Source organism: Phenylobacterium sp., assembly GCF_035475775.1.
In the GTDB taxonomy this organism is placed as follows: domain Bacteria; phylum Pseudomonadota; class Alphaproteobacteria; order Caulobacterales; family Caulobacteraceae; genus Phenylobacterium.
Window position 1 is genome coordinate 1 of sequence record NZ_DATIMC010000040.1, and the last position, 20603, is coordinate 20603.

A 20603-nucleotide genomic window follows, 5' to 3' on the forward strand; every position below is an offset into this window, starting at 1 on the left:
GGGGGGCCGCGCCAGGCGCATCCCCCCGCTCTGGCCACGCAACGTTTCGACATAGCCGGCCACCCCGAGTTGGTGGACCACTTTCATGACGTGGTTTTTCGAGATTCCGTAGGTGGAGGCGATCTCGCCGATCGTCGGCCGGCGCTGGGAATGCAGCGCGACATACATGAGCACCCGTAGGCAATAGTCGGTGTAGACCGTCAGTCGCATGGTCGACCTGCTGCAGCTCGACCGACACTAGATCCCCAGAACGTCATTTTAGTCTGAACACCTTGATTCGGATGGCGGAGGGGTGAACCCAGAGTTCGACCGGAGAGCCCCGCCGGAACGTCGAGTCCTAGCGTTCGACGGGCTCGGTTCTCGAACCTCGCGCCTGTCATCCGGTTGTGTCGTCCATCACCGATGGCTCCCTGCCGAATTCCCTTGTGACTCAAAAGGCGTACGGAAGATATTGGTTCAAACTGCCGCGTCGAGATGCACATGGTCGCAGCGCTCGCGCGTGCGGGCCGGGACGAGCTGAGCCGGGAACTGCAGGAGGCCGGAGGTCCGCCCCAACCGAGGTTCTCATCAATGAGGCGCCTCCAATGCGGCGGCCCACGCGTTGACTGGGGAAGCCCGGAGGCGATGCCGACGCTTCGAGCCAGGCCCTTCGAAGCCGGCCCTGTGGCGCGCCGAACCTCGGCGGCCGCCAGCGAAGAGGAAGGCCGATGTCGGAAGATCAGACCGAACGGCAGGCGCTCGAGGCCGTGCGGCGCCTCGAAGACGTCCGCCGCGAAGCGATCCGTCACAACGACTCCGCAACCATGGACCGGATTCTCGACGCCAAGTTCATCTATATCAACCACGACGGAGTCGTGTACGACAAACCCAGGTACATATCGGCCGTCAGTTCCCATGAGTTGACGTATTCCCAGGACTTCGATCTCACCGAGAGCGAGCATCGCTTCGACGGAGACGTGGTCATCTTGGTCGGAATGATGCTCGGCCATGCCCGCCTCGGGGGCGAGCCGAACGTGTACCACCTCCGCAACATGCGCGTCCGGCGGGCGCGAGACGCCGCTTGGAAGCTCTTGGCCTGGCAATCCTCGCCCTACATACGTCAGCCGACCTTTACCGGCTGAGGCGGTTGAGGCGGCCGCGCCGGCGGCGCCAAGGAGGGCATGCCGCGGCGGAGGAGCCGAAAGCCGCGCCGAGGCCTATCAGGCTCCGCTCATCTGCTCGGCCGTCAGTCCCCGCCCCCTCTTCGGTGGCTTCGCGAGATCCAGCTTGGCGGATCGCTCGCCGGAAAAGATTGCTCTGAAGCCGCGTCGACCGCGTCATCGTCGGGTTCGCGATCGTCGGACTCGAGGCAAGCCGCGACGCCGCGCCTGACCTCTTCCCGCAGCGCGGCCTCGAGACCTTGGCGTTCGCTGTCCGCTTCGATCCCCGGCAGTGCGCGCATCGCCTCTCCAATCGCATGACCGATGTGCCGATCGAGCGGCGCATTCGGCGCGAGCCTTCGCGATTCCAGCACCCTCGCTATGGCGGCCTCAACCACATCGATTGGCATGGACGGGATGTTCTCATGGGTCATGAGGCGCTCCGGGCTGGGGGGCAGGCGCCCTCTGCTTCGAAGGCCCTCCGGTCCACGACAGATGAGTTGGGCTGACCGAGAGTTCCCGTCCCGGCAACCTGGGGCGTCTGAGGACAGTGGGAACCTGGGAGAGCCGGCGACATCCAATGCTCAAGGTGGAAGCAGCGCCGCCCCAGCATTTCAGCATTCCCGGCTGTTCCGATCGGCGGCGCCTCTCTGTCGGCACAGGTTCGATTGCGCTCCGGGTGTCCCAGGGAACCTCGATGTCGTCCGTCAGCGAACCCGCGCCATTTCCGCTTCCGACCTCGGCGTTTTTCGGAGGCAAGCTCTGCCAGATCCTCCTCAAAGGTCGCCTGGTTACGACCGTCGAAAAGGATCAGGTCATCTATGACGCGCACGACAGCGCTCCGAACATCTTCTTCGTGCGGAGCGGGTTCGTGAAGGTCTGCGCCATCATGGAAGATGGCCATGAGCTCATCTACGACATCCGCAAGAAGGGCGACGTGGTCGGAGAACTATGCGCCTCGCGTCACCCGCGCCAGGATCGCGCCGTCGCGCTGACGGAAGCCGAAATCGTCGCGATTCCCTACGAGCAGATCCTGGACGTGGTTCAGCGTGACCGGGGTCTCCTTCGAGAATTTGTGCAGCTGTTCAGCGACCCGCTGTCGGACACCTACGCACAACTGGGCTCCATGGCGTTTGGCGACGTGCTCACGCGGTTGACTCGAGTCCTTGCGCGGCTGGCGGCGAAGATCGGCCATCCGGCAGGGGGCCGCATCGAGCTTCCCGTTTATTTGACCCAGGAAACACTCGCCCAAATGGTGGCCGTGAGGCGCGAGAAGGTATCCACCGCGATGAATCTGCTGAGACAGCGAGGCATGGTCGACTATTCGAGAGCAGGCAATATCGTCTTCGACGCAGCCGAACTACGCGATTATACAGCGTAAGGTGACGCTGCAAGAGATCATTCGGCCCTAGACCCCACGACGATGTGCCCAAAGGAACATACATCTTGTTCCTGATGTGGCCTTCTCGGCCCTACGCCGGCGGCTTGGGCAGGGAACCACATCATGAAATCGATTCTCTCGACCTTGGGACTGATCGTCGTCGCGGCGACGCTTTCGGCCTGTTCGCGCGGATCCAACCCCCTCGGTAGCGCGGCCGAAGCCGCCGAGGCTCGTCCGAGGCCCGCAACGGCGGGGTTCGACAGCCAGATCGACGCCAACTCCGCCCGCCTTCTCGCCGAAGGCCGCAGAATCTTCCGCTACGACACGTTCGGCAGCGAGGCGTTCTGGGGCGACTCGCTGAAGCTTCATGAGGCCATCGCCGGCGAAAAGAACGGCGGCGTCGGGCCCGGTGTCAGCCCGAAGACCGCGCTGCAGCTCGGCCTGAAGGTCGACGCCGCCGCCCTGCCCCCGGCGGTGGTCGCCGCGATCAAGGCCGGCAAGGTCAATCTGGACGACCCGGCGACGACGCTTGTCCTCCTGAAGGCCAATGCCGTGCTGGGCGTGAGCGGCGTCTTCGACCGGTCCGGCAGGATGACCTCGATGGGCATCACCTGTGCGTTCTGCCACTCGACGGTCGACAACAGCTTCGCCCCGGGCATCGGCAAGCGGCTGGACGGCTGGCCCAACCGGGACCTCAACGTGGGCGCGATCGTCTCGGCGGCGCCGAACCTGAAGCCGCTCAGCGACTACCTCGGCGTCGACAAGGCGATCTTGCTCAAGGTCCTGGCGAGTTGGGGACCCGGGCGCTACGACGCCGAAGTCAACCAGGATCTGAAGGCCGCTCGGCCGGACGGCAAGTCCGCTGCGACCCTGATCCCGGCGGCGTTCGGCCTGGCGGGTCAGAACCTGCACACCTACAACGGCTGGGGGAGCGTGCCCTACTGGAACGCGTACGTCGCCATCACCCAGATGCACGGCCAAGGCGTGTTCTTCGATCCGCGCCTGGATGATGCCAAGAAGTTTCCACTGGCGGCGCGCCACCAGGCGGGCCACCTCAATCCGGTTTCCGATCACGTGACCGCCAAGCTCGCGGCGCTACAGTTCTACCAATTGGCGATCCCCGCCCCCACGCCGCCCGCCGGGTCGTTCGACCGGGCCGCCGCGCATCGCGGGCAGGCGATCTTCGACGGCAAGGCCAAATGCGCCAGCTGCCACGTCCCGCCGCTCTTCAGCGAGCCTGGCTGGCCGATGCATACGGCGGCCGAAATCGGCATCGACGACTTCCAGGCCGGCCGCTCGCCCGACGATCGGTACCGGACGACGCCCCTGCGCGGCCTCTTCGCACGGGCGAAGGGCGGCTACTACCATGACGGCCGGTTTGGCGATCTCAACGCGGTGGTCGAGCACTACAACTCGACCCGGCATCTGCAGCTGAGCGCCCAGGAACAGGCGGACCTAGTTCAGTATCTGAAGTCGCTCTAGCGACGCCGAACGCATAGAGGACCACCTCGCCGGTGGCGGCGGGTGTGAGGACAAGGGTCCGCTGAAGGCGACGCTCGCAGGAGTGACGCTGGAGCTCGCCCCGCACGCCAACCAGCACACTGTCGCTGATCCGTTCGGGATGGTGAAATAGGATTGGTCTTGGGGTGCAGAGCTGAGCGGGCGGTAGGATCATGCGCGCCTGAGCAAGGTTCGGAGGTGCGTCGTGGCTCGAATGCCCGCTCTGTTCATCGGGCACGGCAGCCCCATGAACACTCTCGAGCGCAACGACTTCACCAGGGCCTGGCGCCGGATGGGCGAGGTCCTGCCGAGGCCGGTGGCGATGTTGGTGGTGTCCGCTCATTGGTTCTTCGGCGCCACCGCCGTGACCGCGATGCCGCGGCCACGAACCATCCACGACTTCTACGGATTCCCGCCCGAACTGTTCGCTTTCGAATACCCGGCCCCGGGCGCGCCGGATGTGGCCCAGGAGGTGGCGGAGGTCGCCCGGCCGACGTGGGTCGGCCTCGATCGGGACCAGTGGGGACTCGATCACGGGACGTGGAGCGTGCTCGCGCATCTCTATCCGGAGGCGGACATCCCCGTCGTGCAGCTCTCGATCAATGCGCTCAAGCCGCTCGACGACCATGTCGAACTGGGGGCGCGGCTCTCGTCCTTGCGAGATCGCGGGGTGATGGTGATCGCCAGCGGCAACGTGGTTCACAACCTGCGCCAGATCGATTGGAACCGGCCGGACGAAGGGTTCGACTGGGCTCATCGCTTCGACGATGCTGTGCTCTCCCAGATGACGAGCGCTCCGGCCGACATCCTTCGTCTCAGGGAGCACCCCGATTACGAGCGGTCCGTTCCCACGCCGGATCACTTCATTCCGCTTCTGTATCTCGCGGGGCTGGCCGCAGAGGAAGGATCCGCATCCGCGCTGCTGCGGGGCTACTCGATGGGCTCACTGTCGATGACCTGCTACGGCGTCGGCGTCGAAGCGGCGTCCTGTGAGACAGGGCTTGGAGCAGCCACGCTGCCGGCAGGGGTGCCTGGCGAGAATACGAATAGCTGAGGGCCAGTCTTGGCGCGACTGGCCGTCACCCCGATCTCGGGGGTCCAGGCGTGGGTTTCTCTCGTAATTCCTGTGCCTTGAGCTTGAGAAAATACTGTCGACGCGGCGTCCTGTGAGTTTGGTTTTGTACTCTTTCGGGCCTGCGACCTGCGCCAGGACCCATCCCGGTTCGATAGCGAAGATTCCATGCCGTGAGCCTCTCACGCGCTTGGCGCAAGCCACGGATTGAGCATGGCCACTCCCATGGGTTCAAAATCGCCGACATTTCGTGTCACCAGCGTCAGACCGTGCGTCAACGCTGTCGCACCGATGAGGGCGTCGCGTTCTGGTCGGGGGTCTGGAACGTGCAGCCTGGCGCCTTCGCGCGCCACCGCGATGTCGACGTCGAGCATCCGCTCGTTGAAGCGCGTCAGAACCCAGGCCTCCAGCCATCGTCGAAGCTGGGCGCCCTGAGCGGCATCGCGGCGCTCCACCCGCAAAACGCCGATCTCCAGTTCGAGCACCGTAATGGTCGAAAGCCAGAAGGAGCCGGCCGAGGCGTTCTCCGCCCATGCGCGTACGGTTGCGTCGGCCCGCGCGGCCTTGCGAAGCTCTGAAACGACGTGCGTATCCAGCAGATACATCAGTCGAGTTCTGCCGGCTTCGTGACCAGCTGCAATTTCGGCGGATCCAATTCGATGTCCTCGCCGCCGGGCATCGTCAACACTTCGAGAAGGCTTGGGCCGGCGCCTAGCAATTTTTGATTCCTCGAAGCGGAGCAGCACATGGGCCGGACGGCCGCGGTCGGTGATGACGACCGGACCTTTCTCAGCCGCCTTCTTGGCGCCGCCGGCGTCCTGATTGAACTCTCGGCTCGAAATGGTGGTGACGCTCACAGCGAAATCTCCGATCGCCGGTCAACAATTTGTAGGAACGTTGCTACTCCCACTCGATGGTGCCCGGCGGCTTCGAGGTGACGTCGTAGACGACGCGGTTGACGCCCTTGACCTCGTTGATGATGCGGGTGGCGGCGCGGCCGAGGACATCCCAGGGGAACTCGAAGAAGTCGGCGGTCATGCCGTCGGTGGAGGTCACGGCGCGCAGCGCGCAGACCTCGTCGTAGGTGCGCGCATCGCCCATCACGCCCACGGTGCGCACCGGCAGCAGCACGGCGAAGGCCTGCCAGATGGAGTCGTAGAGCCCGGCCTTGCGGATCTCGTCGAGGTAGATGGCGTCGGCCTTCTGCAGGATGGCGATCTTCGCCGGCGTCACCTCGCCGGGGATGCGGATCGCCAGGCCGGGGCCCGGGAACGGATGGCGGCCCACGAAGGCCGGCGGCAGGCCGAGCTCGACGCCGAGCGCGCGGACTTCGTCCTTGAACAGCTCGCGCAAGGGCTCGACCAGCTTCAGCTTCATGTAGTCCGGCAGGCCGCCCACGTTATGGTGGCTCTTGATCACCTGGCTCGGTCCGCCGCGGGCCGAGACGCTCTCGATGACGTCCGGATAGAGCGTGCCCTGGGCCAGGAACTCCGCGCCCTCGATCCTGGCGGCCTCGCGGTCGAAGGTCTCGATGAACAGCCGCCCGATCGTCTTGCGCTTGGCCTCGGGGTCGGAAACGCCGGCGAGCGCGCCCAGGAATTCCTCCGACGCATCAACGTGGACGAGCGGGATGTTGTAGTGGTCGCGGAACATGGTCACGACCTGCTCGGCCTCGTTCAGGCGCAGCAGGCCGGTGTCGACGAAAACGCAGGTGAGCTGCTCGCCGATCGCCTCGTGGATCAGCACCGCGGCCACGGAGGAATCCACGCCGCCCGAGAGGCCGCAGATCACCCGGCCCTCGCCGACCTGATCGCGGATCCGCTGCACCGCCTCCTGGCGGAAAGCCGCCATGGTCCAGTCGCCCTTCAGGCCCGCGATCCTGTGGGTGAAATTGCGCAGCATCAGCGCGCCGCGCGGCGTGTGGGCCACCTCCGGGTGGAATTGGATGCCGTAGAAGCGGCGGCCCTCGTCCGCGATGACCGCGAACGGCGAGCCCTCGGAGGCCGCGACGACCTCGAAGCCCAGCGGGATGGCGGTGATCTTGTCGCCGTGGCTCATCCAGACCGGTTCGCGCTCGCCGACCTCGCCCAGCCCCTCCAGCAGGGGCGAGGGCCGCTCGATGAGGATCTCGGCGCGGCCGAACTCCCGCGCGTGGCCGCCTTCCACCGCGCCGCCCAGCTGGGCCGCCATGGTCATCTCGCCGTAGCAGATGCCGAGCACCGGCACGCCGAGCTCGAAGATGCGCTGCGGCGCCGAGGGACTCTCGGCTTCGTGCACGCTGGCCGGTCCGCCGGAGAGGATCACCGCCCTGGGCGCGAAGGCGTCGAGCACCGCCTCGGCCTTGTCGTAGGGATGGATCTCGCAATAGACGCCGCTCTCCCGCAGCCGGCGTGCGATCAGCTGGGTCACCTGGCTGCCGAAGTCGACGACCAGGACGCGCTCGTGGGCCTGGGCCTTGCCGGGCGCGTCCTGGGCTGCGGCGTGGGCGGTGTCGGGCATGGCGCTCCGTTAGCGAGGTTTCACGAGCACGGCGACGAAAAATCCGTCGGTCGCAGAGGCGCGCGGCGATAGGCGCAGGAAGCCTTCGGCCGTGAGCCAGGGCGTCAGCTTGGGGTCATCCGTCGCCGGCGTCGGCGCGAACCTCGGCTGGCGGTCAAGGAAGGCGGCGACGCGGTCCTCGTCCTCCTCGGGCAGCACCGAGCAGGTGACATAAACAATCCGGCCGCCCGGCTTCACGAAGCCAGCGCCCTGGTCGAGCACCGCGTCCTGTTCGGCCATGCGGCGAGCGAGCGCCTCGGGGGTGAGCCGCCACTTGGTGTCGGGATGGCGCCGCCACGCGCCGCTGCCGCTGCAGGGCGCATCGATGAAGACGACATCCATCCTCGCCTGGAGGTCCTCGAGCGGTTCAGGGGCCACGGGCGAGCGGATCTGCAGGTTGCGCACGCCCGCCCGATCGGCCCGGCGGATGGTGTCGGCGAGCCGGCGGGCATCGGCGTCGTAGGCGTAGATCTGGCCGCTCGCGCCCATGGCGGCGGCCAGCGCCAGGGTCTTGCCGCCGCCGCCGGCGCAGAGGTCCAGCACCTGCCTCTTCGCCACCTCGCCGGCGCAGGCCGCGGCGATCTGCGAGCCCAGGTCCTGCACCTCGAACCAGCCCTTGGAGAACTGCGGGATGGCCTCGACCGCTCCGCTCCGCGCGGCGGGATCCGGCGCGGCGATGCGCAGCGCCGTCGGCAGCGCAGCGAGCGGCTGGGCGTGCAGCGGCGCGAGCGCCTTCAGGGCCCGGGCCGGATCGGTCTTCAGGGTATTGACCCGCAGGTCCACGGGCGCCCGCTCGGCCAGCGCCGCGCCCTCCGCCGCGCGCCGATCGCCGAACGCCCGTTCGAGCGAGCCGTCCAGCCAGTCGGGGTAGTCGCCCCGGATGGGCAAGGGCGCGTCCGCCAAGTCGCGCGGATCGGCGAGCGCTCCGCGCTCGGCTTCGCTCAGCGCGCCCGGGCCGTGCGCCGGGTCGGCCGCGGCCTCGGCGATCCGCTCCAGCGGCCAGCCCCAGAGCAGGCGCAGCGCGCCCAGCGCGGCGGCGCGCAGGCCATCGTCGCCCATGCGCCAGGCGAGCGAGCGGCGCCGGCGCAGCACGTCCAGCGCCAGGCCCGAGACGAAGGCGCGGTCCTTCGCCCCGGCGTAGCGGGCGGCGTCTCCCCAGGCCTTGAGCGCCAGGCGGACCGGCCGGTGGCGGCCCTCGATCTCGGTCAGGACATCGATGGCCGCGCCCAAGCGTCCGCCGTCGCGCAAGTCACCCTCTCATTCGAAGAAGGCCGCGATCACCACGATCACGCCGATCATGCTGACCGTCCAGGCGAGGGTGCGGATCACCGGAGTGCCGGCCGCATAGAGCGGCACATAGACCAGCCGGCCGCCGACGTAGAGCCACGAACCCCAGAGGGTCAGCGTCCCCGCCTTGCCCGCCAGCAGCGCCGCGAACAGCGCCGCAGCGTAGAGCGGGAAGGTCTGGGCGAAGTTGCCGAACGCCCGCTCCAGGCGCGCCGCAACGCCAGTGGCCGGGCGCGGATCGTCGCGCGGGCCCATCAGCCAGGCCGTGTCCCGCGCCCCGCCGCTGCCGGCCACGGTCGCCCAGACGAGATTCAGGATTCCGATGACAATGGCCGCGATCAGCAGCTTCAGCTCGGGTGTTGTTCCCAGGTTCATAGTCGCCCTCCCCCCTCGAGGTTGCCGGGTCGCGCCGGCCCGCTACGCGCCTCCCGTCAGACTCCACTCGGATAGTTCGGCGCCTCGCGCGTGATCATCACGTCGTGTACGTGGCTTTCGCGCAGCCCCGAGCCGGTGATGCGGATGAATCGCGCCCGGCTGCGGAAGCTCACCAGGTCGGCCGCGCCCACGTAGCCCATGGCGGCGCGCAGGCCGCCCACCATCTGGTGCAGGATCGGCGCGATCGGGCCCTTGTAGGGCACCTGGCCCTCGATCCCCTCGGGCACCAGCTTCAGCGCGTCGGAGACCTCCTTCTGGAAGTAGCGGTCGGCCGAGCCGCGCGACATGGCGCCCAGCGAGCCCATGCCGCGATAGGCCTTATAGGAGCGTCCCTGGTAGAGGAACACCTCGCCCGGCGCCTCGTCGACGCCGGCGAACACCGAGCCCATCATCGCCACCGACGCGCCCATGGCCAGCGCCTTGGCGAGATCGCCCGAGTACTTGATGCCGCCGTCGGCGATGATCGGCACGTCGGAGCCTTCGGCGGCGCGCACGCTCTCGGCGATGGCGGTGAGCTGCGGCACGCCGACCCCGGCGACGATCCGCGTGGTGCAGATCGAGCCGGGCCCGATGCCGACCTTCACGCCGTCCGCGCCGGCGTCGATCAGCGCCCGCGCGCCGTCGTAGGTGGCGACGTTGCCGGCCACGATCTGCACGCGGTTGGTCTCGCGCTTCACCCGACTGACCGCCTTGGCGACGTCGATGTTGTGACCGTGGGCGGTGTCGATCACCACCACGTCCACCCCGGCCTCCACCAGCGCCATGGAGCGCTCGTAGCCGGTGTCGCCGACCGTGGAGGCCGCGGCGACCAGCAGCCGGCCCTGGGCGTCCTTGGCGGCGTGCGGGTGCTCCTCGGACTTCTCCATGTCCTTGACGGTGATCAGGCCCACCGCGCGGCCGTCGTCGTCGACCACGATCAGCCGCTCGATCTTGTGCTTGCGCAGCAGCTCGCGGGCTTCGGCCTGGCTCACTCCCTCGCGCACGGTGACCAGGCCCTCCTTGGTCATCAGCGCCTTGGCGGGCGTCGCGTCCCGCGCCTCGAAACGCATGTCGCGGTTGGTGAGGATGCCGCAGAGCTTGCCCGTGCCGCGCTCGACGACGGGGAACCCGGAGATCCTGCGCCGGGCCTTGATCTCGCGGATCTCCGCCAAAGTCGTGTCGGGGTGAATGGTGAGCGGATTGATCACCATGCCGCTCTCGTAGCGCTTCACCTCGCGGACCTGGTCGGCCTGCTCCTCGACGGCCAGGTTCCGGTGCAGCACCCCGATCCCGCCGTTCTGGGCCATGGCGATGGCCAGCCGGCTCTCGGTGACGGTGTCCATGGCGGCGGACACCAGGGGAATGTTGAGCTTGATCTCTCGCGTGAACCGCGTGCCCACGTCCACCTGGGTGGGCATGACATCGGAAGGACCGGGTTCGAGCAAAACATCGTCGAAGGTGAGACCTTCGCGAATCTCCATGAGACTCTCCGTTTTGCGAGCGCGGTCTGCCTGCAAAGCGGGCGGGTGTCAACGCGCCCACGCCACGCGCAGGAGCTGGCCTGGGATAGCCTCGGCGCGAGCGAGGGCGCTGAGTCTAGGATTCGAGCCGCGGAAAACGCAGAAAGACGCGGAAGGAGCTTTCGGCGGCTTCCGCGTTTTCTGCGGTAAAGCGGGGCGCGCTGCGCGCGGCGGAGGCTAGCTAAGCCGGCCGAGGGACCGCGAGGCTGAGGCTGGGGGTGAGCTGCAGGCGTGCGGGGCGCGAGGCGCTCCAGCTCGGGGATCGGCCCTCGCAGGCCCAGCTTCGTGACGCTGTCGCCGTTGACGTCGATGAACGGGCCGTCGGCGAACCGGACGCCCCATGAGCGCACCTCGCCGCCCGGAGTCCAGCCACGGAGCACCGGAAGCCCGGTGACCTCGGCGATGCGGCCGGCAAGAGCCTGGGGATCCGGCGCGCCGATCACCAGGTGATCCAGGGCGAACATCATCGGCCCTTGAAGCCGGTGGCCACGAGGTAGAGCTCGGAGCTCTCGGCGCGGGACGCCTTGGGCTTGACGTTGCGCACCTCGCGGAAGCCACGCTTGAGAGCGGTCACGACCTCGGCCGTCTCGCCGCCCTGGAACGCCTTGGCGACGAAGGCGCCGCCCGGCTTCAGCACCTGCACCGCGAACTCCAGCGCCGCCTCGACCAGGCCGACGATGCGCAGGTGGTCGGTTGCGCGGTGGCCGACGGTGTTGGGGGCCATGTCGGAAAGCACCAGGTCGGGCGGGCCGCCCAGCCGCGCGATCAGCGCCGGCCCGGCGGCCGGGTCGGTGAAGTCCATCTGCAGGATCTGCGCGGGCGGCAGCGGCCCGACCGGCAGCAGGTCGACCCCGGCGATGTCGGTCACGCCGCGCTCCAGAGCCACCTGGGTCCAGCCGCCCGGCGCCATGCCGAGGTCGATCACCCGCGCGCCGGGCTTCAAGAGGCGGAAGCGGTCGTCGATTTCGGCGAGCTTGTAGGCGGCGCGGCTGCGGTAGCCGTGGGCGCGGGCCCGGGCGGCGAACGGATCGTTGAGCTGCCGCTCCAGCCAGGCCTGCTGCGAAGCGGTGCGCTGCTTGGCGGTCTTCAGGCGCACGGGCCGGCCGCGGCCCGCCTCGGTCCCGCCGGTGGGCGGACGGACCATCCGTTTGCGCGGCGGCTCGGTCATGGCGCGGCCGGCGCAGGAGCGCCGCGTCGGCGCCGCCGCCGACGTCGGCCGCGGTCGGCCATCAGGGAGATCAGGATGCCTTCCCGCAGCCCGCGGTCGGCGACGCGCACCCGCGAGCAGGGCCAAAGCTCCTGCACCGCCTGCAGGATGGCGGCGCCCGCCAGCACCAGGTCGGCCCGGTCGGGACCGATGCACGGCTCTCCGGCCCGCTCGCGCGCATTCAGCGCCAGGAGCCGGCCGGCCGCGGCGTCGCACTCGTCACGGGTCATCCAGATGCCGTCCACCCGACTGCGGTCGTAGCGCGGCAGGTTGAGGTGCAGGCCCGCCAGGCTGGTGATGGCGCCCGAGGTGCCGATCAGGTGGGCGCGATCGGCCTCGAAGATCGGCCGCAGGGGGTCGGCGCGGCGGAAGGCGGCGATCTCGGCCTTCACGGCTTCGACCATCTCCCGGAACCAGCCCTCGGTGGCGGTCTCCCCCTCCGGGAAGCGCTCGGCGAGGGTCACCACGCCCACAGGAATGGAGAGCCACGCCCGCACCGGCGGCGGGCCGGAGGGGGGCGCGGCCTTGAGGTCGACCCAGGAGAGCTCCGTCGAGCCGCCGCCGACATCGACCACCAGGGCGGCCTCGGCGCTGCGGTCCAGGAGGTTGAGACAGCCGGCGACGGAGAGCCTGGCCTCCTCCTGCGGCGAGATGATCTGCAGGCGCAGGCCCGTCTCCTCGGCCACCCGGTCGAGGAACGCCTGGCCGTTCTCGGCGATGCGGCAGGCCTGGGTGGCGATGGCTCGCAGGCGCGCCACGCGTCGGCGGCGCACCTTCTCCGCGGAGATCCTGAGGGCTGCGAGGGCGCGCTCCATGGCCGCGTCCGACAGCCGCCCGCTCTGGCTCAGCCCCTCGCCCAACCGGACGATTCGCGAGAAGGCCTCCACGACGCGGAACCCGCCGGCCGCGGGCGTGGCGATCAGCAGGCGGCAATTGTTGGTGCCGAGATCGAGCGCGGCGTAGCAGGGCCCCGCCCCTGCCGATCTATCCCGGTCGCGCATCGAAGCGCCGGGCGCGCGCGGCGCCTCGTCCATGGAACGCGATGTCCCTCGCAGGCGCGGCCCGAGCGGACGCGCCTCATTTCGCATTCAATGTAGCAACAGCCGTCGAAAGCCGGAAGCTCGGCCTTGATCGAAAGGCTTCGGTCGCTACGTTCACCTCCCGGTCAGGAGAAGGGGGATAGATTCGGCCATATGACGACGCGACTCGCCAAATTTGCGATCGGCCAGGTGGTCCGGCACCGCGTCTACCCCTTTCGCGGCGTGATCTTCGACGTCGACCCGGAGTTCACCAACACCGAGGAATACTGGCTCTCGATCCCCGCGAACATCCGGCCGCACAAGGAGCAGCCGTTCTATCATCTGCTCGCCGAGAACGACGAGAGCGCCTACGTGGCCTATGTCTCCGAGCAGAACCTGGTGCCGGACGAAACCGGCGAGCCGGTGGGGCACCCGCAGGCCTCGCTGATGTTCGATTCGTTCCGGGAGGGTCATTACACGCTCCGTTCGCGGATCAGCCACTGAGCGCAAGACCATGCCGGGCGAGGCTCCGAGCGCCGCTCAGTTGGAACGGAACTTCCCGGCAAACGGGGCCATTCTCATGCCCATGAGCGCGGACGCCCCTTCCGGCCCCCCGCCCGGCGCGCGGGCCGACTGGACCATCGACCAGGCCTGGGATCGCTACACCGAGGCCGAGCACCAGGTCTGGATCACGCTCTACGAACGCCAGGCGCAGCTCCTGCCCGGCCGCGCGTGCGAACCCTTCCTCAAGGGGCTCGACGCGCTCGACCTGCACCGCACCGGCATTCCCGACTTCGCCAGGATCAACGAAGAGCTTCGGCGGCTGACCGGCTGGACGGTCGTCGCCGTGCCCGGCCTCGTGCCCGACGACGTCTTCTTCGAGCACCTGGCGAACCGCCGCTTCCCGGCCGGCCAGTTCATCCGCAGGCCGGATCAGCTCGACTACCTGCAGGAGCCGGATGTCTTCCACGACGTGTTCGGCCACGTGCCGATGCTCACCGACCCGGTGTTCGCCGACTACATGGCGGCGTACGGGCAAGGCGGCCTGCGCGCGCTGCACCTCGGCCGGCTGCGCAATCTCGCGCGGCTCTACTGGTACACCGTGGAGTTCGGTCTGCTGGAGACGCCTCAGGGGCTGCGGATCTACGGCGCCGGCATCGTCTCCAGCCACGCCGAGAGCCGCTTCGCGCTCGACGACCCCTCCCCCAACCGCCTCGGCTTCGACCTGGAGCGGGTGATGCGAACGCCCTACCGGATCGACGATTTCCAGCAGACCTATTTCGTGATCCCGTCGCTGCAGAGCCTGCTGGACGTGACGGTGAACACCGATTTCGCCCCGCTCTATGCGCGCCTCGCCAAGGCCGCCGACATCCCGCTCGCCGCCATCGAGCCGGGCGACAGGGTCTTCACCCGGGGCACGCAGGGCTACGCGCGAGCCGGCGGACGGACGGGGAAGGCCGCCTAGTAGTCCCGGCGCCAGCGGATCGAGAGGTTGCCTTCGCCCTGGCCGGCGACCTTGGAGACGATCGAGAGGTCGCGTTTCACACGCCATTCGACCTGCGCCGAAGGCCCTGTCCGGCCGCCGCCGGTGAGTTCGAGATAGACATTCTCCCTCAGATACTTGCCGCCTGAAATTGTTGCGCCCGATTGGGAATCGCCGCCGAGCGCCAGGCGGTCGAGCCCGGCGAACAGCCGCAGGTTTCCGATCACGTCGAGGCCGCCGCCGCCGGCCACGGAAGAGATTGCGCTCGCCACCTGCGCCGCCTCGAGGCCGGAGAGCTGCGAGGCCGAGCGGCCGAACAGCACCTGCGAGAGGATCTCGTCCTGCGGCAGGGCGGGCGAGGAGGTGAGCGTGATCTCCGGCTTGTCCGCCGTGCCACGGATGCGGATGGAGGCGGTCAGCGAGGGGTCGGAGCGCGTGGCCAGGAGCTCCAGGCGGATCGCGCGCGCGTGGGTCGAGAGATAGACCACGCTGGTCGGGTCGAACTCGAAGCGCTTGCCGGCGAAGTCGTAGTCGCCGCGCACCACGTGCGCCGTGCCGGTGAGCAGCGGCGCGGAGGTCGAGCCGCCCACATGGGCGTCGAGCGACATCTCGACGTTCAAGCCGCGCCCCTTCAGGAAGATGCGGCCCGGCGCGCGCAGCCCCACGTCCAGTCGCCACCCCTGCCCGCCCAGCTGCGGCGGCGGAATGGAGGCCGGCAGATCGGCTGGCCGGTTCTTCTCGACCACATCGATGGTCACCACGCCGGTCGGATTGGGCAGCCGGGCGTTGAGATTGGCTTGATCTATCAGTAGATTGCCGGACAATCTCACCTTGCCGTCAGCAGACCTGTCGATGGTCGCCTGGCCGCTGGCCGAGGCGGTTCCGAACTCGTTGTCGATCAGGCGGAAGCCCTTGAGGTTCAGGCGGAAACTGGAGGTCCCGTTGCGCTCCAGGCTGATCCGCCCCAGCCCCGTAACCGCGCCGCCGCGGCCATCGACGCCGCTCGCCTGGGTGACGTCGACCACCTCGCGCGCGAAGACGGCGCGAAGCGAGACCTGACGCAGCGACAGCCCGGTCTGCCCGTCGTCGAAGCGGCCATCGTCGACGGCGATCTGGCCCGAGGCGGTCGGGTCGGCCAGCGTCCCGCCGAGCGTGCCCTGGGTCTGCACCTTGCCCGAAAGGCTTCGCTCGCCGCCCACCAGCAGGTCCCACAGCGGCCGGACCTCGCCCCGCGCCGAGAAGCGCCCGCGCATCGGCCGGGTGCGATCCAGGGCGAAGCGGAAGGGCGCGGCGGAGGCGGCGGCGGGCAGCACCAGGTCGGCGTCGGCCTTCAATCCCTGGGCGTTGGCTCCGTTCGCCGTCAGCTCAAGGGTTCCGCCGGCGATGCGGCCGCGCAGCGTCCCGTCGACCCCCGAGGCGGCGGCCGCGCCGCGGCCCCGCGCGCCGGCCAGACGGGCGTCGAGCCCTCCGTCGAGCCGCCCGCCCCGGCCGTTGAGCGTTAGCGTGGCGTCGATCCGGCCCGCCAGGTCCTCGTCGAGCATCTGCAGCCCGAGGTCGGCCACCTGGGCGCGCACATCGGCGGTCTGGTCCGTGAGCCGGGCGTCGAGATCGATGTGGCCGCCGTCGGAGGCCGCCAGGCGCAGCCGGGCGGTGCGCTCCGGCCCCCCGAAGCGGAACGCGGCGGTCTCCGCGGTGCGCAGATTGCGGCCGCCGAGCTGGCCCGAGCCGTCGAAGGTGGCCGAATAGCCGGGCTGCGCCTCGCCGAACACGCCGCGCCCGCGCGCGCCCCACTTGCCCTGCGGCGAGGTTCCCTCCGCGGAGAGCGCATAGGGCAGCCTGGCCAGCGGACCCTCGGCGCCAAGCCTCGCCACCCGCACCAGGATCTCCGAGCCTGGCGCGCGGGCGTTCTGGGCGTCGAGCGCCAGGGTCGCGTGCGGGCCGCCGGGCGCATCGGCGATCTTCATGTGGCCGGCGACCCGGCCGGCGTCGAGGAAGGCGCCCTTGCCGATCGCGACCTCCAGATCGGCCGCCGAGGCGGTGCTCCGCCGGAGCGAGAGCGAGCCCGACGCCCTGACGCCGCCCGCATCCACCGAGAGGTCGGTCAGGTCCACGCCGCCCTGCGGGAAGCGGAAGGCGGAGCGGCCGCGCGCCGGGCCGTAGGCGCTGGCGGCGGTCGCGGCGATCAGGCCGCTGGCGCCGTCGGGCCGGCGCATGAAGCTCAGGGTGAGGTCGGCGTTCTTCAGCGGCAGACGCGGCAGGTCGACGCTCTCCAGGTGCGCCACCAGATCGGCCCGCGGCGCGCCCAGCGAGCCGGTGACCGCGCCGTCGCCGCGCGCCCTGCCGGCGATCTCCACGGGGCCGGCGTGGAACGGGCCGCTCGCAGACCAGTCGAGCTTGAAGGAGAGCGCGCCGTCGCCGCGGCCCAGCACGCCGGCGGTGGTCGCCGTCAGGTTGGCCCCGGTGAGCACGGCCTGGCCGACCGCGATGCGCTTGTCCTCGACATTGGCCTGCGCCTTCAGGACGGGCCGCGCGCCCAGCAGGCGGTCGAGCTCCGGATAGCCGGTCGCGAACCGCTCGCCGCGGGCGTCGAGGCTCACCGTCCAGGGCTGACCGGCGCGAGCCTGCACGGCCGACCAGGTCGCCTGGGCCGCGCCCGATGCGCCCACCCGCGCCGCCGCCAGGTTCGAGAGGCTCGCCTGGCCCTTGAAGGTGAGCCCGCCCAGCAGGCTGCGCCCGCCGGAGGCCAGCAGCTTCAGGCCCGAACCGGTGATCTCCAGGCGGCGCAGGGCGAGCCTGCCGTCTGCCAGCCGGGCGCCTTCGACGACGGCTTTGGGCGTTCCCCCGAAAGCCGTGGCGATGAAGCCCGCGCCACGGCCGCCCGCGCCGGCCAGGTTCATCATCAGGCCGGTGTCGCCACGGCTGCGGGTCAGCACGAAGGGTCCGGCCGCGCGGGCCAGGCTGTAGGCGCCGAGCGCGGCCGGGCCGGCCGCGGCCTGCCCGGCGTAGCGCCAGCCGCCTGGACTTGCGGTCAGCACGCCGGTGACGTGCGCCGCGCCCAGCCGCGGGGCGCCGACGATGCGGCCGAGGTCGGCGGCGGCGAGGCTGAGGGAAAGCCCCTGCGGCCCGAGCTTGCGCTCGCCGAGGTCGCCCAGGCCGCTGGCCGCGACGGTCAGGTTCTGCGCGGCGAGCCGGCCCTGCAGGGCGAACAGGCTCGGCCCCGCCTTGCGTCCCGAGAGCGTGAACGCCGCCTCCGGTCCGAAGCGGCGGGCGTAGGGCGCGGTCAGCGACGAGGCGGTGAGCGAGATGCGGCCGCTGGCCTGGCCGGCGAGCGGCGTCCACGCGCCTTCGGCCTCGAGCGGGCGAAGGCTCCCGGAGGCGGCGACGGCGGTGAAGCGGCCGGCCGAGGTGCGCCCGCCGGCGACGATCCTCAGGCTGAACGGCTGCTGGGCGGGCAGGCCGAGCGCGCCCGCCAGCGCCCCGCCCTGGGCTTCCACGGCATCCACCTGCAGCACCAGCGGCCGGGACTTGGAGAGGTCGAAGTCGGCGTTCAGGTGGTCGCCCGGATGCAGCACGCTGGCGGCCCGCACCCGCCCCCGCTCGGCCCCGCTCCGCTCCACGTCGAAGTTGAAGTCTAGGTCGTAGACTCCTCGCACGTAAGAGAAATCCGGAAGCAGATCGAGACGGGCGCGGGCCCGGTCGACATGGAACGAGAGCGGCAGGCCGCCCGCCTCGCCGCCGGGACGGAGGGTTGGGCGGCGGATCAGCTTCAGGTCGCCGACCTCGATGTCGTCGGCCTGGAAGTTGCGCCTGAGGAGCTCGAGGTAGCGCCACTTCAGATGCACGTCGTCGGCTTCGAGCCAGACCCCTCTCTCGTCGCGCAGGGTGAGGCGGGCCACCGAGAGGTCGCTCCAGATATCCCCCGAGAGTCCCTGGACCTGCAGCCGGCCGAAGCGGCCCACCTCCAGCCCGTTGGTGGCGGCCTGGATGAGCAGCCGGGCCTGCGGCAGCAGCACGCCGTAGCGCATGGCGGCGATCAGCGCGGCGAGCGTCAGGACGACGGCCAGCGCGACGATGGCGACCAGCCGCGGCCAGTTGCGACGCACGGCCTCGGCGGCGACGCCGGCGGCCTCCTGCGCGGCCTCTGCGGCGTTCTGCACGGCGTCGGCCGCGCCCTGGAGCCTGTCGTCACCCCCGGTCAAAAGCTCTGCCCGATGCTGACGTAGATCTGGAACGGCGCGCCGCCGCGCCGGCCGCTCACCGGCGCGGCCACGTCGACGCGGATCGGTGCGAAGCCCAAGTTGTAGCGCACGCCGAGCCCTGCGCCGACGCCGAGGTCGCGGAACTGCGGGGTCGCGGTCGAGCCGACATCGCCCGCGTCCACGAAGGCGACGAGCCCCCAGTCGCGGGTGAGCCGATGGCGCACCTCCAGCGAGCCTTCCAGCAGCGAGAGCCCGCCCTGCGGCGTGTTGTCGGGCAGCCGGGGCCCGACCGCCTGGAAGGCGAAGCCCCGCACCGAGCCGCCGCCGCCTGCATAGAATCGCTGCGGCGCGGGGATGTCGCCGACGCTCCCGTCGATGATCGTGCCCGCATGCAGGCGCGCGGCCACCACCGTGCGCGCCTGCGGATCCAGCGGCAGGTAATAGCTCCCCTGCGCCTGGAGCTTCAGATAGGGCGTGGTCCCGCGGCCGGCGAGCAGGGTGGGCTCCGCGCGTCCCGAGAGCCGCCAGCCGTGCGTCGGATTGAGCGGATCGTCGGAGCGGTCCAGCGAGAGGTCGGCGAGCGTGCCCAGAGCCAGCACGTCGCGTCCGAGGGGGGTGAGCGTGCCGGGCTTGAGCTCCCGGGTGCGGCTGAAGTCGATCGACGCCCCGAAGGTGAGCCAGGAGGTCTTGGTGAAGTGGTGCTGGGCGTCGGCGTGCAGGTTGATCCCGGCCACGTCGAAGGCGTCGGTGTTGCTCGCGTAGAGGGCGCTGGAGAGCGTCAGCGTCTGGTCGGGCATTCGCCAGTGCGGCAGGCTGAGATCGGCCTCGGCGCGGCTGTCGAGCTTCGAGGCGCGCGCCAGGAGCGTGAGCGTGTCGGCGCGGCCGAGGAAATTGTAGCGCGTCCAGCGCAGGTCGGCCCCGGGTCCCTCGTTGGTGCCGTAGCTGGCCCCCGCCTCGATGGTGTGGCGCTTGCGCTCGGCGAGGCTCACCACCACCGGCCGCAGCCCGTCCGGCGTGGTCTGGGCGATCGGGGCGAGGGCGACGGTGACCTCGTCATAGACGCCGGTGTCCAGGAGGCGCCGCTCGAGCTCGGCCACGTCCTTCGGCTGGTAGGCCTCGCCGGTGCGCCACGGCGCGAGACGCTGCAGCCAGGCCGTGTCGGTGCGGCCCTTGGCCGAGAGCCGGATCCCGTCCAGCCGGACCGGCGCGCCGGCGGCCAGCCGGTAGGTCGCATGCAGGCTGTGATCGGCGTGATCGACGACGACCTCGCGCGGCTGGGCCTTGGCGTCGGCATAGCCGCGCTGCTGCACCACCGCGACGGCGCGCCCCTCGGCGCTCACCACGTCGGCGGCGCGGGCCGGCGCCCCGGGCGTCAGCGCCAGGGCCGCGAGCGCGGCGCGCTCCGCCTCCGCGTCCGGCGGCGGGCCGACCCAGTCGATCACCGGCGAGGTCAGCACGAACCGCGGCCCTGGCGTCACCTCGATGGCCGGGACCGGCGTATCGCCTTCGCCGACGTCCGGCTCGACGACATAGGCGTAGTAGCCCTCCGAGCGCAGCACGGCGATCGCGTCCTCGGCGGCCGCGTTGGCGCGGCGGCGCGCCTCGAAGCGGTTGTCGACCGGGCGGTCGGTCTCGCCAACCGCGCGCACGATCTCGGCCCTCAGCGCCGGATCCAGGTCGCCGCGGACCAGGGCGCGGGGCTGGGCCGCCCAGGCGTGCGCCGCGCCGGCCTGGGCGCACACGGCCGCCGTGGCGGCGACGGCGTAGAGCAGTCGACCCAAGCCGCAAATCCTCTAGGCGCCCCCGAGCGGTGTAGCCGCGGGGGGCCTCCCTGTCAGCCCCAC

General features: G+C 70.2%; 17 protein-coding genes. 6 read left to right on the top strand and 11 right to left on the bottom strand.

What is annotated here, in order from left to right; translation table 11 throughout:
* Positions 1–210 (bottom strand): RrF2 family transcriptional regulator (locus VLI41_RS04825; RefSeq protein ID WP_325266924.1); only part of this gene is annotated, 210 nt, incomplete at its 3' end.
* Positions 211–707: 497 nt separating this feature from the next.
* Here VLI41_RS04825 and VLI41_RS04830 point away from each other — a divergent pair.
* Entirely contained in the window at positions 708–1121 is a 414-nt protein-coding gene (locus VLI41_RS04830; RefSeq protein ID WP_325266925.1) for a nuclear transport factor 2 family protein, read from the top strand.
* 104 nt (positions 1122–1225) lie between these two features.
* On the opposite strand, the gene VLI41_RS04835 is transcribed toward VLI41_RS04830, so the two are convergent.
* The gene (locus VLI41_RS04835) at positions 1226–1573 is read right to left on the bottom strand and encodes a hypothetical protein (RefSeq protein ID WP_325266926.1); all 348 of its coding nucleotides are present in this window, start codon (positions 1571–1573) and stop codon (positions 1226–1228) included.
* 146 nt (positions 1574–1719) lie between these two features.
* Here VLI41_RS04835 and VLI41_RS04840 point away from each other — a divergent pair, with 146 nt between their 5' ends.
* From VLI41_RS04840 to ygiD, 3 genes are all read left to right on the top strand, one after another.
* On the top strand, positions 1720–2520 hold the full coding sequence (locus tag VLI41_RS04840) for a Crp/Fnr family transcriptional regulator (protein ID WP_325266927.1): 801 nt from the start codon (positions 1720–1722) through the stop codon (positions 2518–2520).
* Positions 2521–2643: 123 nt separating this feature from the next.
* A complete protein-coding gene (locus tag VLI41_RS04845; protein WP_325266928.1) occupies positions 2644–4002 on the top strand; it encodes a hypothetical protein in 1359 nt (452 codons plus the stop codon).
* Between the two features lie 232 nt (positions 4003–4234).
* Positions 4235–5074: a 4,5-DOPA dioxygenase extradiol gene (gene ygiD / locus VLI41_RS04850; RefSeq protein WP_325266929.1), complete on the top strand. Its 840-nt coding sequence runs from the start codon at positions 4235–4237 to the stop codon at positions 5072–5074.
* Positions 5075–5274: 200 nt separating this feature from the next.
* On the opposite strand, the gene VLI41_RS04855 is transcribed toward ygiD, so the two are convergent.
* The 7 genes from VLI41_RS04855 to VLI41_RS04885 all read right to left on the bottom strand — a co-directional run bounded on the left by VLI41_RS04855 (position 5275) and on the right by VLI41_RS04885 (position 13092).
* The gene (locus tag VLI41_RS04855; RefSeq protein ID WP_325266930.1) at positions 5275–5949 is read right to left on the bottom strand and encodes a PIN domain-containing protein; all 675 of its coding nucleotides are present in this window, start codon (positions 5947–5949) and stop codon (positions 5275–5277) included.
* Positions 5950–5992: 43 nt separating this feature from the next.
* Positions 5993–7591: a glutamine-hydrolyzing GMP synthase gene (guaA, locus tag VLI41_RS04860; RefSeq protein WP_325266931.1), complete on the bottom strand. Its 1599-nt coding sequence runs from the start codon at positions 7589–7591 to the stop codon at positions 5993–5995.
* A gap of 9 nt (positions 7592–7600) precedes the next feature.
* Complete coding sequence (locus tag VLI41_RS04865; protein WP_325266932.1) at positions 7601–8878, bottom strand: RsmB/NOP family class I SAM-dependent RNA methyltransferase; 1278 nt, start codon at positions 8876–8878, stop codon at positions 7601–7603.
* Between the two features lie 9 nt (positions 8879–8887).
* Positions 8888–9292 (bottom strand): MAPEG family protein, encoded by a 405-nt coding sequence (locus tag VLI41_RS04870; protein WP_325266933.1) that lies wholly within the window; start codon positions 9290–9292, stop codon positions 8888–8890.
* 56 nt (positions 9293–9348) lie between these two features.
* A complete protein-coding gene (gene guaB / locus VLI41_RS04875; protein WP_325266934.1) occupies positions 9349–10812 on the bottom strand; it encodes an IMP dehydrogenase in 1464 nt (487 codons plus the stop codon).
* Positions 10813–11314: 502 nt separating this feature from the next.
* Positions 11315–12019, bottom strand: coding sequence for an RlmE family RNA methyltransferase (locus tag VLI41_RS04880; RefSeq protein WP_325266935.1), 705 nt, complete (start codon positions 12017–12019; stop codon positions 11315–11317).
* Complete coding sequence (locus VLI41_RS04885; protein ID WP_325266936.1) at positions 12016–13092, bottom strand: Ppx/GppA phosphatase family protein; 1077 nt, start codon at positions 13090–13092, stop codon at positions 12016–12018. The genes VLI41_RS04880 and VLI41_RS04885 overlap by 4 nt, the downstream gene beginning before the upstream one ends.
* A gap of 159 nt (positions 13093–13251) precedes the next feature.
* Here VLI41_RS04885 and hspQ point away from each other — a divergent pair, with 159 nt between their 5' ends.
* Together hspQ and phhA are read left to right on the top strand one after the other, a co-directional pair.
* Positions 13252–13581, top strand: coding sequence for a heat shock protein HspQ (gene hspQ / locus VLI41_RS04890; RefSeq protein WP_325266937.1), 330 nt, complete (start codon positions 13252–13254; stop codon positions 13579–13581).
* Between the two features lie 82 nt (positions 13582–13663).
* The gene (phhA, locus tag VLI41_RS04895) at positions 13664–14542 is read left to right on the top strand and encodes a phenylalanine 4-monooxygenase (RefSeq protein WP_325266946.1); all 879 of its coding nucleotides are present in this window, start codon (positions 13664–13666) and stop codon (positions 14540–14542) included.
* Here the strand turns inward: phhA and VLI41_RS04900 are convergent.
* Positions 14539–18717 (bottom strand): translocation/assembly module TamB domain-containing protein, encoded by a 4179-nt coding sequence (locus tag VLI41_RS04900; protein ID WP_325266938.1) that lies wholly within the window; start codon positions 18715–18717, stop codon positions 14539–14541. The two genes, phhA and VLI41_RS04900, sit on opposite strands and share 4 nt — an antisense overlap.
* A 38-nt stretch (positions 18718–18755) precedes the next feature.
* The gene (locus VLI41_RS04905) at positions 18756–20540 is read right to left on the bottom strand and encodes an autotransporter assembly complex family protein (protein ID WP_325266939.1); all 1785 of its coding nucleotides are present in this window, start codon (positions 20538–20540) and stop codon (positions 18756–18758) included.
* Positions 20541–20603 lie beyond the last annotated feature (63 nt).

Coding starts and splice junctions, on each gene's coding strand:
- VLI41_RS04830 (WP_325266925.1), top strand. CDS start 708: ATGTCGGAAGATCAGACCGAACGGCAGGCGCTCGAGGCCGTGCGGCGC.
- VLI41_RS04835 (WP_325266926.1), bottom strand. CDS start 1,573: ATGACCCATGAGAACATCCCGTCCATGCCAATCGATGTGGTTGAGGCC.
- VLI41_RS04840 (WP_325266927.1), top strand. CDS start 1,720: ATGCTCAAGGTGGAAGCAGCGCCGCCCCAGCATTTCAGCATTCCCGGC.
- VLI41_RS04845 (WP_325266928.1), top strand. CDS start 2,644: ATGAAATCGATTCTCTCGACCTTGGGACTGATCGTCGTCGCGGCGACG.
- ygiD (WP_325266929.1), top strand. CDS start 4,235: ATGCCCGCTCTGTTCATCGGGCACGGCAGCCCCATGAACACTCTCGAG.
- guaA (WP_325266931.1), bottom strand. CDS start 7,591: ATGCCCGACACCGCCCACGCCGCAGCCCAGGACGCGCCCGGCAAGGCC.
- VLI41_RS04870 (WP_325266933.1), bottom strand. CDS start 9,292: ATGAACCTGGGAACAACACCCGAGCTGAAGCTGCTGATCGCGGCCATT.
- guaB (WP_325266934.1), bottom strand. CDS start 10,812: ATGGAGATTCGCGAAGGTCTCACCTTCGACGATGTTTTGCTCGAACCC.
- VLI41_RS04880 (WP_325266935.1), bottom strand. CDS start 12,019: ATGACCGAGCCGCCGCGCAAACGGATGGTCCGTCCGCCCACCGGCGGG.
- VLI41_RS04885 (WP_325266936.1), bottom strand. CDS start 13,092: ATGGACGAGGCGCCGCGCGCGCCCGGCGCTTCGATGCGCGACCGGGAT.
- hspQ (WP_325266937.1), top strand. CDS start 13,252: ATGACGACGCGACTCGCCAAATTTGCGATCGGCCAGGTGGTCCGGCAC.
- phhA (WP_325266946.1), top strand. CDS start 13,664: ATGAGCGCGGACGCCCCTTCCGGCCCCCCGCCCGGCGCGCGGGCCGAC.